Genomic DNA, 16,765 nt, shown 5'->3' with positions numbered 1-16,765 from the left:
ACGTGTCAAAGTAAATGTCCACATTTGCAGGGAAAGGTGTTGATTCCATTTTGAGTAAAAAGGGAAAAACGCTAGCCGCTTTAACACTAACGCTCGCCTTGGCATTTCCGGCTGGCTCGACCGCTAACGCTTCCGGCCAGGCTGCCGACTCAGACTATTACAACGAGGTTCACCGAAATCAGTTTCACTTCTCACCTCAAGCGAACTGGATGAATGACCCGAACGGAATGATTTATTTCGAGGGGGAGTATCATCAGTTTTTCCAATACGACCCTTACGAGAAGACTCAAGGCCCCATGCATTGGGGACACGCGGTCAGCAAGGACCTTATTCATTGGGAGCAGCTGCCATTTGCTCTGGCGCCGGATGAGAACGGTGTCATTTTCTCGGGGAGTGCAGTCATCGATTATAACAATACCGCCGGGTTCGGCAAAAATGCGATGGTGGCCATCTTCACTCACGCCAATGGACCAAGGCAGGTTCAAAGTCTAGCCTACAGCACGAACAGAGGCCGGACATGGACAAAATATGAAGGCAACCCTGTCATGCCGAATCCGCCCGCCCCCGACTGGCGCGACCCGAACGTCTTCTGGCATGAAGAATCCAACCAGTGGGTAATGACTCTCGCAGCCAAAGACAGAATCATGTTCTATACGTCGCCCAACTTGAAAGAGTGGACCTACCAGAGCGAATTCGGCCCGGACGGCGGCATCCAGGGAACCGGGCAAGCCGGGGGCTACTCCTTTGCCGTATCGACGCAGCGCGGGCAGTCGTTTGTGTACGAAGCCGACGTGATGCCTATTGAGAACAACACGCTGATCGGGGCGGGAGGACTGGTATTCCGCGCGGACTTGGAAATGAAGAGCGGCTATGTCGCTATGCTGAATACGGAAACCGATGAATTAACGTTCGGAAAAATTGGAAACGATTCAATTACGGAAATTGTCTCCAAGCCCGCCGATCTCCGTGCTTCCACGACGTATCATGTGAAAGTCGAGACGATTGACGATCGGGTGAAAATCTATGTGGACGATAAGCTGGTTATCGACCAGCAGGATTCGTCTTTCGGAAGCGGCTACTTCGGACTGTCGACCTGGAACTCGTCCGCGGTCTTCCGGAACGTAAAGTTTACCAACACCGCAAATTTTGTGACCAATATTTCCGGCTGGACACCCGTTTCGGGAACATGGTCGAACAATAACTCCGGAAAGCTCGGAAGCTCCACGAACGATGCCTACACCATGAGCGGAGAGACCGCTTCCGATTTCAGCTATGAGACCGCCCTGAGCATTTCCCATTATGACGACGCCTCCGGCTTTGGCTCGCTTGTATTCCGTGCGGACGCAGACGGGAAAAACGGTTACGAAGCCGTGCTTGATGACGCGAACGACAAGGTCCGGCTGATCAAAACGGTAAACGGTGCAAGCACGGTTATCGCGGAGAAAGAGGCGGTCGTCGAATCAGGCAAAACGTACCATCTGAAAACAAGCGCAGCCGGCAGCGCGATTAAAGTGTTTCTGAATGGTACGCCGGTTATTGATACGGAGGATGCAGACTACTCTACAGGCCTGCTCGGTCTTCACGCTTCGGATGCTTCGGTCCAATTCCAGGGCGTGCTACAGACAAAATATATTGTCACGGAGGCTGCCGAGATTGAGAACCATGATTTTGAGACTGGAGATTTGACGGGCTGGAAAAGTGTAAGAGGAGACGCTTTTACGGACGCGCATGTCTCCGAAGCGACGGAATATTGGGGCGGACCTTTCGGGCAGCAGGGCAACAGCCATTTATGGGGAGCGGCGGTTCCTCCTTATGACGCTTTGACAGGCGAGCTCCATTCCAGCTATTTCAAGCTAAGCGGTTCAGGTGAAATCAACCTGATGATCGGAGGGGGCAATGATATTGCTACCCGGTATGTTGCTTTGGTTAGAGCTTCCGACGATAAGGAGCTGATCCGGCAAGAGAACAAATACTGGGCGGACGATGAAAAATATCGCCGATTCGTCTGGGACGCTTCGGACTATTTGGGCGAGGTTCTGTACATCAAAATCGTCGATAATGCGACCGGCGGCTGGGGCCATATGAATGTGGACGACGTCAATGTCTACAACACGGGAACGATTCCCGCGGCAGTCGATAATAAAGCGCAAGAACCGAAGGAACCGGAGCAGTACGAGAGCGGTACGATTACCGAATGGAAAGGAATCGTCGGAGAGTGGGTTCCTTCGACGAACGGCAGGGAGGCAGGCGTTTGGGAATGTCCGGCATTATTTACCCTCCCAGTCGACGGCAATCCGAGCAGCAAAAAGTGGGTGCTGCTGGTCAGTCTGCAAAACGGCTCGATCGGCGGCGGGGCCGGCATGCAGTATTTCATCGGGGATTTTGACGGCAAGCGGTTTGTGAACGACAATCCGGCGGATCAGGTGCTGTGGGCGGACTATGGCGCGGACTTCTATGCCGGTATTCCGTACAACAACATAGAAGGGAAGAACGGGGAGCGGTACTGGCTCGCTTGGATGAGCAATTGGCAGTACGCCAATAAAACGCCGACCACGACGTGGAGAAGCTCTTTGACACTACCGAGAGAGATGGAGCTGACCCGGACCAAAGATGGACTTCGGCTCAAGCAAACGCCGGTCAGCCTGGAAAAAATCCGTGACCACAGCGGCAAAATCACGATGGAAAACCAGCTGATTTCGGCCGGAACCTCAAATGCCATTTCCAAGACCTCGGATGTGTATGAAATCCTAGCCGAGTTTGATTTATCCCAATCGACGGCTTCCGAATTCGGCTTTAAAGTGCACAAGGGCACGATCAAGCACGGAGACACTCCTGAACAGACCGTGGTCGGGTATGATGCTGCCAAGCAGAACCTGTTCGTCGACCGCTCGAAATCCGGCAACTTCAATTACGGCATCCATGTAAAAGACAAACATGAGGCGCCGCTGCGGCCTGAGAACGATACGGTCAAGATGCATCTCTTTGTGGATCGTTCTGCGGTTGAAGTATTCGGCAATAACGGTACCTCTGCAATTACCGATCAGGTCTTCCCCGACCCGCGCAGCACCGGGCTGGAAGTGTGCAGTATCGGCGGGGACGTGACGCTCAAGTCGCTGGACATTTACCCGCTGAAATCGATCTGGGGCAAATCCCCGGTCAAAACAAACCTGAACGGATGGACCACGATAAACGGCATGTGGGCGGATACCCTCTATGGCAAGCAGGGGGAAACGGCCGGAATGGATGCCATCACCATTTCGGGCAATACGGGCGGCGACTTCTCGTATGAAGCCGATATCCGGATTCTCGATACCGACTCTCACCCGAATGACCCGAATCAGGACTATGTTCCGAATCCGGTCGGCTCCGGAGATTTGATATTCCGTTCCGACCGATTGGGAGAGAACGCGTATATGGCAAGATTGGATGTCCGGACTAACACGGTGAAATTGATCAAATCGGCCGGAGGCCAATCGGTGTCTCTCGCCGTTTATGGCGCAGAAGACGGGCTCAACCTGACAGCCAACAAGACGTACAACCTGAAAGTAGTAACAGAGAAAGATTCGATCCAGGTTTACCTGGACAAAGCACGGATCATCACGGTCAGTGATCCTTCGTTCACGGGCGGATACTTCGGTTTGGGCGTATCGGGCTCGACAACCGCCTTTGATAACATCATTTACAAAAACAAAACAGATTTTGAGCCCGCTCCTCCGAAGCCAGTTGATACGACCGCCACAGATTTGATTAATCCGGATTTTGAAACCGGCGACCTGACCGGATGGACGGTAGTCAGTGGCAATGCATTCAGCGACAAGAATGTCTCGCAGGAGAAAAACTTCTTTGGCGTTCTTCCTTTCAACCACAGCGACACTTATCATCTTTGGGGATACAATGGCGAAGCGGGCGGCGACGGCGCGACCGGTATCCTGAAATCGGGCAATTTCAAGCTGTCCGGAAGCGGGGAGATTAGCTTCCTGATGGGCGGCGGAAACGACTATGAGAACTTATATGTCGCCCTGGTAAGAGCGTCGGATGATCAAGTGCTGCTGAAAACGACGAACGTCGGTTTTGAAGATGAAGAGACCTACCGCAGAATGACGCTGGACGCTTCCGGCTATCTGGGCGAAGTCGTATATATCAAGCTGGTCGATACCGCGACCGGCGGTTGGGGCCATCTGAACGTCGACGATTTTAAGGTACAATAAGGTCCCGGTATTACGTTTCGAGTGTTGACGCCGCATAATGTACAAAATTAGCGTCCGGTTACTTCCTGTAACCGGCGCTTCTTTGGCAACCGCGTTTCAAAGTCGGAGAAAGATTTGCAGCATTTCATAAGCTTGCGCTAGCATCTCGAAACATTAGCGGAGAGGCCTCCCGAGGGTTCAAACATCCTTTGGCGTCATACCCGTTAGAAGATTTTGATGGGTAAAAAAGGGATGAATTCAAATGTTGGCGAATTTATATTAATACATGGATTTATCGAAAATGGGGCGCTAATACATCAAAGGAAGTGAGTTGGGTGAATCATGCGACTACCTCGAAAATTCCGTATTCTTTCGCCTAAACAAAGCATTAGAGTGAAACTTATCCTTTTCTCGTTGCTGGTTGCCTTGATTCCACTGATTACGCTTGGTTCCACATCCTATTTCAAATCGTCCGAGCTTGTACAGGTCGAATTTGGAAACTATGGCCGTTCGACCATCAGGCAGCTGAAACTGCAAATGGACACCAACCTCAAGCAAATGAATTTTATTGCAGATAATATTCTGACGTATCTTATCCCTCCGGCGTTAAGCAAACTGAGCGACCACAAACCTCAATCGTACAATGAATTAGTGGAGCAAAATAATTTTCTTAAATTTTTGGGCTCCCACATTTCTCCTAACATAATTGGTGCTTTTGTAATAACCTCTTCCGGCTATTATTACGGCAGCAACGAGTATCTGATTTCAGGCAAGTTAACCGAATGGCCAGAGTGGAAGCGTGCTCACGATGAAGAGCGCCTTTGGGTCGGATTCCACCCGCCACAATATTACAATACCTTTTTTCAGCCTTCTATTAACGAAAATAAAGTAATCAGCCTGATCATTCCCATTCGTAAGGATTACAGCATCCAATCGGGCAGCAAAATTTTGATCGATATGGATGCAGGCGAACTTGTACAATTGTTCCATTCTTTCGAGAAGGATACGCGCTCTCATCTGGTTATACGGAGCCCCGGCGGCGATATCATCTACGAAACGTCGGACAATTTTACCCCTCAAACAAACGATGTGGTATGGAAGGATATTCTTCACACGAATGGTTGGATCATAGAGGCCAGGGTGCCGGCCGCTGTATTCCAAAGTACGTCGAAAGCCATTTGGAAGTATACGCTCATCTTCATTCTTTTATCGGTTGTTCTGTCTGTGATCTTGGCCGGGTTCTTCTCTGCAACCATCACGAATCGGATCAAACAATTGATTCGTTCCATGCATAAGGCAAGTCTAGGCAACTTTACCGTGCAAATTCCTGTAGAGTCGGCTGACGAGCTCGGCCGTATGGCGGCCAGCTTTAATCATATGATCGCACAAATTAAATCCCTTTTCGAGCAAATCGCTTTAACGGAAAAGCAGAAAAGAGAAGCAGAATTGAAGGCGCTTCATTATCAGATTAATCCTCATTTGCTGTATAACACTTTGAACAGCATCCAATGGAAGGCGCGGTTGAACGGGCAAAAAGAGATAGACCGCATGATCTCCCACTTGGTCGACGTGCTGCAGGATAGTTTAAACATCACCCAAGAATTAGTCACCCTTCGGAGAGAACTTACGGTGATTCACCATTATATGCAAATTCAAAAATTTCGATTCGGCGAAAGCTTTACATACATATCGGGTGTCGACGAAGAACTGATGGATTGCCTTCTTCCCCGGATGACCCTTCAACCGTTAATGGAAAACATATTTTTCCATGGACTGATCGACGGCCAAGGAACAATTAGGCTCCAAATCCGGCAGTCTGGCAGGGAGCTTCTTATAGTACTCTCCGATGATGGAGTGGGCATCACCGAGGAAAGAATGGCCCAGATTCTGAAACCGCCAGCCGATCGACCCTCACGAAAAGGACTCGGAATGGCGAACGTTCATGAGAAGATTCAACTTCATTTCGGTGAAACGTATGGGATATCCTTGAAATCCAAGCCGGGAATGGGAACAACCGTCCTGATCCGTTGCCCCATTCGAAAGGAGAATGTGAATGGACAGCATTCGAGTCATGATTGTGGATGACGAACAGCTAGCTCGTAAGGGACTAATCAAAATGGTCGATTGGGAGCGGTTCGGTATGGCTGTTATTGCCGATGCGGCTAATGGCGAAATCGGTTGGAACCAGTTTTTGGTTCATCGGCCGGAGCTTGTCATTACCGATATTGTCATGCCACAGATGAACGGCATAGAGCTGACGCGCAAAATTAAAGAGTTGTCACCGGAAACGAAAATTTTGCTGTTAAGCTGCCATTCCGATTTTCAATACGCCCAGAAAGCAATTAAATACGGGATTTCCGGTTATGTGTTGAAAACTTCGTTCGACGATGAAGAAATGGAAGGCTATCTTAGCAAAATCGGGTCGGAAATAATGGCTGACCGAAATTTAAAGAAACAATCGGAGTCGCTTGGCGGTCTGATCGCCCAAATATCCACCAGGCTTTGGTCTTGGCTGGAGTCCAACAATGAGCAGGCAGAACTGGCCGATTGTCTGCATATGCTCGCAGCCTCACGGAAGTGGCTATTGAGTGGAGCACAAACGATGCTGTTGATCCATGAAGATGAGGAGCAAGAAGGATGGGAGGGACTGCAAAGCACCTTATCCCGAACCCTTCCGGAAGAAGGCTATTTATTTGTTTCCGGCTTGGAGGACATGGCTTTTTTATTTTACCCGAAAGGCCAAGATAGGGTGGTAGAGAAAGAGCTGGTGCAATGGAAGCTCAAGCATTCCCAACTGAGATGGATCCAAGGAAAGCCTGTACAAACGCTACATGAATGGCTTAATGCGGTGGAGGGATTGTATCAATTATGGACATTCGAACAAAATTACCAGATTCGTAAAGGACAAAATGCGGAAGCGATTCTTCACGCCATCCAATTTATCGATTCCAACCTGCATACACCTCTTCAAGTAACAGATATTGCAGATACCATCGGGTTAAGCCGCAGCCACTTCAGTACCGTGTTCAAGAGAGTGACAGGGGAGAACGTCATTCAGTTTATTTTCAATAAACGATTGGAGCGTGCACGGCAGCTGCTGTCCACCAGCGATTGGAAAGTTAATGAAATTTCCGAAAGAATCGGCATAGCGGATCAAAAATATTTCAGCAAATGGTTTAAGAAATGTACCGGGCAGACGCCCAGCGAATACCGAAACCAAACAAAAGGATAACACCAACCGAACAAAAATCAACCTGACCGCTTTCTATAAAGAAAGCGGTTTCTTTTTCGTGCAATTATACAACCAAGTCCAAACACCCACTAGTTTTGAAGCGCTTTCATTCAATCTATAATGAGGGAGAATCTTAAATGAAGGGGGATTCTTGATGAAGAAATGGATGAGAACGAGCTCTATGATTTTGTTGGCGGCAACGCTATTCACCGGCTGCTCCAGCACACCGACGAGTTCGTCCAAACCGTCGGCGGAACCGGCTAAGAATACGGAATCGGCAGCAAAATCAGGGAAAGACCTGAAAGGGGATATCAAGGTCGCTGCATGGAATGATGCCGCAGACGCTTTGGAAGACTCCATCGCCGGCTTTAACAAAATGTATCCCAATGTCAAAGTCACCGTACAGCGCGTTACCTCCAATTATGACAAGATTATTCCTCCTCTAACCGCGGGAGTCGGTGCGCCGGATGTGATCCAGATCCAGCAGCGGGACATGCAAAACTTCCTCATGAAGTTCGAGAATCAGTTTGTTGACCTAAGCGGGAAATTGAACGCGCATAAGGACGAATTTGCCAAAACATCCTGGATAACAGTAGAAAAGGAAGGCAAAGTATACGCAGCGCCTTGGGACCTGGGTCCGGTTGGGGTCTGGTATCGCACGGATTTCTTCGAACAAGCCGGTATCGATCCGAAAACGCTCACCACTTGGGATAAATTTATTAGTGCCGGCAAGCAACTGCAAAGCAAGCTGGGCGATAAGGTCAAAATGACGACCATGGACACTTCGGGCGTCGAGTACCCGACCTGGTGGCAAATTATGCTGAACCAGTTGGGGGGCGAATTCTACAATGACCAAGGCGATATTAAGTTCACCAGTGAAGCATCGGTTAAAGCCATGGATATGATGCTGAAATTGAAAAATGAGGGGATTGTGTTTAATTCTCCGACTTGGGACGACCGTGTGCGCGCGGTTGTCAACGGAAATACTGCAACCGTGATTTATCCCGTATGGTACGCCGGCACGCTGCGGCACCAAGCGAAGGAATTGAAAGGGAAATGGGGAGTATTCCCGCTTCCTGCCTTTACCGAAGGCGGACCGAATCAAGCGAACAGCGGCGGCTCGTTGCTTGCGATCTCCTCCCAGTCCAAAAACCAAGAAGCAGCATGGGCTTTCATCGAATATAACCTGCTCACCAACGAAGGTCAGGATGTGCAGTTGAAATTCGGCTTGTTCCCTTCTTGGCAGCCTTATTACCAAACGGAAAACTTCAAAAAGCAGGATGATTACTTCGGGTTCGCATATGCCGAATTTTTCGGTAATGTCTCGAATAACATTCCGGAACTTTATTACGGTCCGCATTTTCTCGATTTCCGCAAGCCTCTGACCGATGCTTTGGGTGCGGTCATGAGCGGCAATAAGAGTCCTTTGGATGCTTTGAAAGAAGCGGAAGAACAATCCGCCAAAACGACCGGTTTGAAGGTTGCCCAGTAAGGCATCACGCCCCTGGGTAATACTGGGGGCTATTTATTCTTGGTGAGGAGGTTGTCGCTTGAACATCACGCCAGAAACAGAAACGACTCGCGCTCTCAATCAAGGAAACCCTATTCAAAAGCGCGCCAGGCTCAAATGGATTCACGTTGTACCGTATGTGTTCATCCTTCCGTATTTCGCTTTATTTTCTGTGTTTATTCTGTACCCTATCCTTTATTCACTAATGCTCAGCTTCAGTCAATGGAATTCGAGTGGTTTGACATTCATTGGGCTTACCAACTACAAAAACATATTAACCAATCCCCTTTTTTGGAAGTCATTATCAAACACAGGACAAATCTTGATCATCCAAGTGCCCATCATGCTATCACTCGCCACGGTTGTCGCCGTGTTTATCAACTCCAGCCTGATCAGATTCCGCACGTTTTTCCGTCTGGGCTTTTTTCTTCCGGTATTAATTGACCTTGTCACTTATTCTTTGGTGTTTTCCTTAATGTTCAATGAGAACTTTGGGCTAATCAATCATCTTCTAAGCTTGTTTGGCGGACATGTCGCGTGGAGAACAGATCCTTTCTGGGCCAAAGTGATGATCATCGTCGCCATAACCTGGCGCTGGACCGGCTACAACAGCATTATTGTCTTATCCGGTCTGCAGTCCATTCCAAAAGATTTGTATGAATCGGCAAGCATTGACGGGGCCGGAAGGATCATAAGCTTCTTCAAAATTACTGTGCCTATGCTTAAGCCGGTGCTTCTGTTCTGCACGATTATCTCGACGATCGGTACCCTCCAATTGTTCGTTGAGCCGTATGTGCTCACGCGGGGTGGGCCGAGCAATGCCACAATGACAGCTATGTATTATTTATACGATATTGCTTTCGGAACCTTTAACTTCGGTCTGGCCTCCGCAGGCGCTTATTTGGTCACTATCGTGATCGCCATCCTTTCCTACCTGCAAATCCGGATCGGTAAAGGAGGGGAAATCTGATGTCCTACAAAATGCAACAGAAACTCGTCAAACTACTGATGTATGTATTGCTCGCAATCGGCGTTGTCATTTCCGTCTATCCCTTTTATTGGATGTTTACCGCATCGACCTTACCGGACAGCGAAATTTTCAAGCTGCCTCCGCCTAAATTTCCCGGGGCCGATTTTATAGCCAATCTGAAGGCGCTTCAGGAGGAAATGCCGATCTGGCGGTCGTTATTCAATAGTTTGTTCGTTTCATCCGTCACGACGGTGAGCACTATTTTTTTTGCCTCTCTTGCAGGTTATTCGTTTGCAAAATTCCGGTTCAAGGGCAGGGATACTCTACTTTTTATCGTTCTGTTGACCATGATGCTGCCAATCCAAATTTCCCTTGTGCCCTTGTTCATCATTATGACGAAGCTCAGCTTGATCAATTCGTACTATGCGCTGATTCTGCCTTATCTTGTTACGGGCTTTGGCGTGTTTCTGATGAGGCAGCAGCTGCTGGCATTCCCGGATGAGCTGATCGAATCCGCTCGCATCGACGGCTCTGGCGAATTCAATACGTTCTTGAAAATCGTCCTGCCGACCATGAAGCCGGCCTGCGCTGCTCTTGGCATTGTCATGTTCATGCAGCAGTGGGGGAACTTCATTTGGCCGCTGGTAGCGGTAAGCTCTGAAGATCTGTTTACCCTTCCTCTTATGCTTTCGATGATGGTCGAACCCGGTAACGTCGTCCAATATGGAGCCGTAATGGTAGGAGCCGTCATCGGTCTCATTCCTATGATTCTGCTGTTCAGCTTCTTCCAGCGCTTTTTCGTATCCGGCATATTTGGCGGTTCTGTGAAAGGATAATAAGAATCATACGTTTACGAGGTGACCTCATATGTACTCTGATAGCTATAATCCATACCTCCCGGATTGGGAAAATCCGCAAGTGACAGGTGTGAACAAGCTTCCCCCGCGCGCAACATTCATGCCCTATCCCGACCGGGAGTCCGCAATGCGGGGGAGCTATTACGATTCTCCATGGGTTCGGCTGCTGAACGGCCTATGGAAATTTTATCATTCTCCCCAGGGGGGCGACCTACCAACCGATTTCCATCTTCCGGGGTATGACGACAGCGAATGGGATCATATTCCCGTCCCAGGCAACTGGCAGTTATTCGGCTACGACCGCCCAATCTATCTTAATACCCGTTATCCCTTTCACCCGGACAATGAAACGCTCCATCCGCCGTTCATCCCGCATGCAGCCAATTCTGCGGGTTCATACCGAACAGAGTTTTCGGTGCCGGAGGATTGGGGAGGGCAGCGGATATTTATTCATTTCGAGGGTGTCGAAAGCGCCTTTTACCTCTGGGTGAATGGACAAAAAGCCGGCTACAGCCAAAATAGCTTTTCTCCGGCAGAATTTGATCTGACAGCTTATCTCAAGCCCGGTATCAACACGCTTGCCGTACGGGTGTACCGGTATTCCGCAGGTTCCTGGATTGAGGATCAGGACATGTGGAGGTTAAGCGGTATTTACCGCAGCGTCTACTTGTTCGCCAAGCCGCAGGTTGAACTGTTCGATTTCGAAATTCGAGGCGAACTCGACGAGCGTTATGAGAATGCCGTTCTGTCCGTCACCGCCAAAGTCTGGAATACAACCGGGCAGTTGGCGGAAGCGCATTCCATAGAAGTGGAGCTTTTCGACGCAGAAGGAGGCCAGATCGGACCGGCTCCGCTGGCTCGTGGAATTACGGGGGATAAATTCAATGTCATAAATTCTCCCCGGCCTCATATCCAGGGACATACGATTCGTCCCAATACGATGCGAACCGTATATCTTCAGGCGCCTGTCGAGGCTCCCCGGAAATGGACGGCCGAAACCCCCTATTTGTATACTGCTATATTGACGCTCAAAGATCAGGATAATCGGATCTTAGAAACCGCTCACTGCCGGATCGGGTTCCGAAAGGTTGAGATGATCGACGGCCGGCTGTTAATCAACGGCATGAGCATCAAGCTTAAGGGAGTCAATCGTCACGAATTCGATCCCGACCGCGGACGGGTCATGACCAAGGATCGTATGATCCAGGATATCATCTTGATGAAACGGTTTAACATCAATGCGGTTCGTACCGCCCACTATCCTCATCATCCGCTGTTTTACGAGCTGTGCGATGAATACGGACTATACGTAATGGATGAAGCGAATATGGAAAGTCACGGCATATCGTACCGGGACGATGTTCTTCCTGGGAATGATCCCCGGTGGATGACGGCCTGCATGGATCGGATATCGGCTATGCTGCAGCGCGATAAGAACCATCCGTCTGTGATCCTGTGGTCGCTGGGTAACGAATTTGGTATGGGTGAGAATGTGGCATTAATGGCAGCCTATTGCAGGACCATGGATCCGACCCGATTCATCCATAAACGGCAAATGAACAGTGTGGCGGATATGGACAGTGAAACGTATCCACCGGTGGAATGGATCGTGCATAAAGCCGTAACCAATCCGAAGCGAGCCTTCGTAATGAACGAATATGCGCACGCGATGGGCAACGCCATGGGCAACCTCAAGGAATATTGGGATGCGATCCATGCCCATCCGTGTTTGATCGGCGGCTATATCTGGGAATGGGCCGATCAGGGGCTCAGGAAGGGGGACGATCGGGGGGGTTCCTATTACGCTTACGGCGGTGACTTCGGAGAAGAAGCCCATGACGATAATTTCTGCATTGACGGGGTGCTCTACCCGGATCGCGAGCTTTCCGCGAAGATCGCAGAAGTTAAGAAAGTTCACCAGCATATCCATGCACGTCCGGTCGATTTGGCGAAAGGGGAGGTGCTCGTTCGCAACGAATATTACCATACGGCCTTAAACGAATTTGATATTCACTGGTCCATTACTGAAGACGGAGCCATCGTCTTTGAGGGCGCAGCAGAGCCGTTGAACCTAGTACCTTGACCAGATCAAATTTCAGGATACAAATGCTTTAACTTGCCTCGTGCCTGCTCCGTGGTAAATTGCCAATCGACAGATTTCTGAATTCGGTTGCGTTCGGTTTCCCAAGCGGACACCTCGCCCTGCAATTCTTCAATAGAGGTGATTCGGCGGTTCAGGCATTGGATCGTCATTACACTGAGTTCTATCTCAGCAATGTTTAACCAACTTCCATGCTTAGGGGTATAATGGATCTCTAGCCGTTTTGCCAAAGCCAACGCCTGTTCAGGCGGAAAGGTTTCATACAAGGACGAGATCGTATGGGTATTCAAGTTATCCATCACGAGCCGAACCCGTTTCGCCTCTGGGTAGTGGACCTCCAGCAGTTCTTGGATCTGCAGAGCCCAATCGGATTTTGTGCGTCTTTCCGAAGCCTGCACGTGACGCCACCCGGCGAGCGGCTCCGTGAACAGAAACAGGCTGCAGCTGCCTTTGCGAACATACTCGTAGTCTTCTCGCAGAACCTGTCCTGGCTTCATAGGTTGCGGTGGGCGCGAATGATCGAGCAGCTGGATCGGCTGTTCATCCATACAAATGAGCGGGATTTCAGGGTCATAAGGCAGGGCATAGGTCTCTAAGACGTCTTCCATCCGAGCGACGAATTCACTGCTCGATTTGGCGGGAATGCACCATTGTTTTTTCAGGTGAGGCTTAAGTTTCGTTTTTTTAAAGTCGTCCGAATGGTTTCTCGTCCGACCGATTCTAAAATATTCAGCTCAATGACTCGGCGCGTTAGCAAACGAATCGTCCAGCGCGCATACCCTTTTGGAGGCTCAGAGCAGGCTAATGCAATAATTCGGGCTTCCACCTCACCGGTGATCGGTGAAGGGCGTGCCGGTTCAGCACGGCGGCGGTAACAGAGCGTTTGCTCCAGTCCGTGGGTACAGTAGTCTCTAACGGTGTAAAAAACGGTTGCATTACTGACTCCTGAACGACTGGCAATTTCAGTCTGCTTGGGAATAGCACCTTGATTTTCATCCGAAAGAAGCAGCACGAGACAGCGGCGGCGAATGCCGGGAGATGTCGTTTCGGCATGAAGAAGTTGTTCAATTCTTTCACGTTCTTTCGGCTCAAGCCGAACCTCGTATTTTTTGTTCATTTGCTTGCCCTCCCATATTTTTCTTATAGAAAGAGCATAAAACTAGAATAAAAATAGGTCAAGGTACTAGGTGCTGGAGCGGAAGGGCTGCTGAGAATTCCGCTTCCGCAAATCTCCCCCGCCGCCGGTGCCGAATACAGGCTGCGTGTGAGCTTTCATCTATCCGATAAGGCTCCGTGGGCAGACAAAGGGCATGAGGTGGCCTGGGAGCAATGGAAGCTCCCTGTGGCGGCTCCGCCGAAGCCGCTGCTAACGGCGGACGGGATGCCCCCGGTATCGTGCACGCGGCAAGGTGACTTAGTCCGCGTAACTGGCAGCGGATTTGAGTTGGTATTCGACGGGTTAAGAGGCAGCTTATCTTCGTGGACGTTGAATGGACGGCTGCTCTTAACGCCAGATGGCGGTCCTGCACTTCAAGTATTCCGTGCTCCGGTAGACAACGATCTCAAAAGCTCCTATGTCGTGGGCGAAAATGGATGGTATGCGGTCGGATTACATCAGCTTGAGCCGACGCTGGAGGCATTCTCTGTGGACGATACCGATTCTGATAAAATCTTGATCAGGACCGTTATACACTGGGATGGCAAGCGCCAAACCGGTTTTCGCCATGAATGCGTCTATACGGTCTGGGGGAACGGTTGGGTCCATACTGAGAACGCGATCGAACCGTACGGCGATTTACCGGTCCTGCCGAGGCTCGGTGTCCGTTTCGCCCTGCCCGGCAGCTACGGCGGGCTCGAATGGTACGGCCGCGGACCGTTCGAAAGCTATCCCGACCGCAAAGCGGGAGCCGCCCTGGGACGGTACCGCGGGCGAGTGGGGGATCAAGCGGAGCCTTACATATTTCCCCAAGAAACGGGGAACAAGGAGGATGTCCGCTGGGCGAGCCTGATCAATGAGGATGGCGATGGCCTGCTGATCGTGCCGGATACGCCGTTATCCTTCTCCGCCTTGCCATTTACGAGCGACGATCTGGACCAGGCTAAGCACCAGCATGAACTGATTTCGAAGGATGAGGTCTTCGTCTCGATTGACTTCAAACAGAACGGGCTGGGCAATAAGAGCTGCGGACCCGAACCGCTCGAGATGTATCTGCTTCATCCCCGTCCGGTGCGTTTCGGCTATAGCTTGCGCCCAATATCCGGCACCAGAGAAAAACCGGAAGTGCTTGCGAGGTTCGTGTTTGACCCAAAACTGGCGAACGCTCACCTTGACGCAGAGGAAACCCGGGAATGGATCATGGGAAACAGGAAAGCCGATTATATTGACCCGAGCGATCCGGATGCTCGGAGGCAGGCCGGATACAGCCATTGAACGGAGCCGGAAAGAAGCGCAAAGAACCGCAAAGCCTTTGAGTTCAAGGGCTTTGCGGTTCATCCAATTTGGATTTGAGTTGTTCGGAAAGGGTATCCATTACATCATCCACGCTTCGCCGTTCCAGATAGATTTGGGCGAACGCGTCTGTCATCATCTGCGTAGCGGTCGGAAATCCTTTTGTATATCCTTGAGGATAAATTTCTTTGATTGCCTTCACATATAGCTTGCGCACCGGTTGCCCGCCGAAATAGGAGATGGGCTCATCCATGATCGGATCGTCGTATATGGTCTCCAGTGAAGGGAAAATCGCTCCATTTTTAAGCGTTCTTATTTGAGAAGACTTCCGGCCAAGCATAAATTCGATAAATTTCCACGCTTCTTTAGGGTGTTTGGAATACGCATTGATCGCAAGGTTCGAACCGCCATCGTTTGCTGATGCATACGAATCCTCCAATGACCATTTCGGCATGGGCGCAACCCCCCACAAGCCGGATTGCTCGGGGGCGATCCATTTCGACAGAGCTCCATCCATCCAGGAACCGATGACAAGAGTGGCGACTTTTCCTTGACGGATGGCCTCAAACCACTCGACGCTCCACCTTTTGGCATCATAAACGTAGCCTTCATTTGTCATTTTCACGATGAAACGGGCAAGATCCTTGATTTCCGGCCGATGTGTTGCAGGATTGCCTTGCTTGTCGAAATACCACAGCCCGCGCTGCCACATCATCAATTCGAACCACCGATTGCTGGAACTGCTTTTGGACTCCATGATCATATCAACGCCCGCAGCTTCTTTTATGCGCTTCGCAGCCTGATAAAAGTCGTCCCAAGTTCGGATCGTATCGGCAACGGACTGCGGATCCGAGGGCAGCCCCGCAAGCTCAAAGAGGTCTCTGCGGTAAAAGAGCATGACAGGTCCGCTGTCCCAAGGCATGGCGTAATATCGTCCGGCACTGATCGCATCCGCCCATTTGAATTCATTCATAACCTTGCGGTATGGCCGGACTTGATCGGTGATATCGTATAAAGCCCGATTATTCACCATTTGCTGCACATAGCTCGATTCCACCGTAATGATATCAGGAACAGGATCTTTTGTATTGGTGCCGACTAGAAACTTTTGATAAAGTTGAGAGGATTTCATCGTTTGAAATTCGATTTGAATGTTAGGGTATTCCCGGTTAAATTCAGCGATATTGGCTTCCAAAGGGGCTTTGGCGCTTTCCCATATCCAGACGACCAGTTTTACTTTTGAAGGTGGGGGAATCCGATTGTCCTGCCCTGATGCTTCCGATGCCAAAGGAACACATGAGGTTATCAGACAGGTGAAGCAAACGAAGACGATCAATAGAAGGAGCGGAATATGCTTTTTCATCGAAGCCCTCCCTGTGTTTTCTATGGGACTACTTCTAATGTAACGAATTATTGTTAGCAAGGAAACTATCTATTGTTTTGCTATTTCGTGTACTTG

General features: G+C 50.0%; 11 protein-coding genes and 2 pseudogenes. 10 read left to right on the top strand and 3 right to left on the bottom strand.

The features are described from left to right. Positions 1 to 14 precede the first annotated feature (14 nt). From PUR_RS26680 to PUR_RS21950, 8 genes and pseudogenes are all read left to right on the top strand, one after another. Positions 15 to 1,118, top strand: a pseudogene (locus PUR_RS26680) (family 16 glycoside hydrolase); the annotation flags it as partial. Between the two features lie 30 nt (positions 1,119 to 1,148). After that, positions 1,149 to 4,208 carry a glycoside hydrolase family 32 protein gene (locus PUR_RS26330; RefSeq protein ID WP_442953852.1) on the top strand — a complete coding sequence of 1,020 codons (3,060 nt, stop codon included), beginning with the start codon at positions 1,149 to 1,151 and terminating at the stop codon, positions 4,206 to 4,208. Between the two features lie 516 nt (positions 4,209 to 4,724). Beyond that, the gene (locus PUR_RS21975; protein ID WP_179037099.1) at positions 4,725 to 6,272 is read left to right on the top strand and encodes a sensor histidine kinase; all 1,548 of its coding nucleotides are present in this window, start codon (positions 4,725 to 4,727) and stop codon (positions 6,270 to 6,272) included. Then, complete coding sequence (locus tag PUR_RS21970) at positions 6,241 to 7,419, top strand: response regulator transcription factor (protein ID WP_179037098.1); 1,179 nt, start codon at positions 6,241 to 6,243, stop codon at positions 7,417 to 7,419. Before PUR_RS21975 ends, PUR_RS21970 begins: the two co-directional genes overlap by 32 nt. A 154-nt stretch (positions 7,420 to 7,573) precedes the next feature. Next, complete coding sequence (locus PUR_RS21965; protein WP_179037097.1) at positions 7,574 to 8,911, top strand: ABC transporter substrate-binding protein; 1,338 nt, start codon at positions 7,574 to 7,576, stop codon at positions 8,909 to 8,911. 58 nt (positions 8,912 to 8,969) lie between these two features. After that, on the top strand, positions 8,970 to 9,899 hold the full coding sequence (locus PUR_RS21960) for a carbohydrate ABC transporter permease (RefSeq protein WP_232101602.1): 930 nt from the start codon (positions 8,970 to 8,972) through the stop codon (positions 9,897 to 9,899). Continuing rightward, positions 9,899 to 10,735, top strand: coding sequence for a carbohydrate ABC transporter permease (locus PUR_RS21955; RefSeq protein WP_232101601.1), 837 nt, complete (start codon positions 9,899 to 9,901; stop codon positions 10,733 to 10,735). The genes PUR_RS21960 and PUR_RS21955 overlap by 1 nt, the downstream gene beginning before the upstream one ends. Positions 10,736 to 10,766: 31 nt before the next feature. Continuing rightward, positions 10,767 to 12,839, top strand: a complete 2,073-nt coding sequence (locus PUR_RS21950) for a glycoside hydrolase family 2 TIM barrel-domain containing protein (protein ID WP_179037096.1) — start codon at positions 10,767 to 10,769, stop codon at positions 12,837 to 12,839. A gap of 5 nt (positions 12,840 to 12,844) precedes the next feature. Here the strand turns inward: PUR_RS21950 and PUR_RS21945 are convergent, their stop codons facing one another. Both PUR_RS21945 and PUR_RS21940 read right to left on the bottom strand, forming a co-directional pair. Next, positions 12,845 to 13,501 carry an IS630 family transposase gene (locus PUR_RS21945; RefSeq protein ID WP_232101895.1) on the bottom strand — a complete coding sequence of 219 codons (657 nt, stop codon included), beginning with the start codon at positions 13,499 to 13,501 and terminating at the stop codon, positions 12,845 to 12,847. 14 nt (positions 13,502 to 13,515) lie between these two features. Further along, a complete protein-coding gene (locus PUR_RS21940; protein WP_179036613.1) occupies positions 13,516 to 13,974 on the bottom strand; it encodes a helix-turn-helix domain-containing protein in 459 nt (152 codons plus the stop codon). An 81-nt stretch (positions 13,975 to 14,055) separates the two neighbouring features. Here PUR_RS21940 and PUR_RS26420 point away from each other — a divergent pair. Together PUR_RS26420 and PUR_RS21935 are read left to right on the top strand one after the other, a co-directional pair. Further along, positions 14,056 to 14,187, top strand: a pseudogene (locus PUR_RS26420) (DUF4981 domain-containing protein); the annotation flags it as partial. 51 nt (positions 14,188 to 14,238) lie between these two features. Then, the gene (locus PUR_RS21935; protein ID WP_332107952.1) at positions 14,239 to 15,288 is read left to right on the top strand and encodes a beta-galactosidase small subunit; all 1,050 of its coding nucleotides are present in this window, start codon (positions 14,239 to 14,241) and stop codon (positions 15,286 to 15,288) included. A 43-nt stretch (positions 15,289 to 15,331) separates the two neighbouring features. On the opposite strand, the gene PUR_RS21930 is transcribed toward PUR_RS21935, so the two are convergent. Beyond that, on the bottom strand, positions 15,332 to 16,669 hold the full coding sequence (locus PUR_RS21930; RefSeq protein WP_179037094.1) for an ABC transporter substrate-binding protein: 1,338 nt from the start codon (positions 16,667 to 16,669) through the stop codon (positions 15,332 to 15,334). Positions 16,670 to 16,765 lie beyond the last annotated feature (96 nt).

This window comes from Paenibacillus sp. URB8-2, from assembly GCF_013393385.1.
Taxonomy (GTDB): Bacteria; Bacillota; Bacilli; order Paenibacillales; family Paenibacillaceae; genus Paenibacillus_AQ.
Note: the sequence above shows the minus strand (reverse complement) of the source record. Positions and strands in the feature narration are given on the sequence as shown.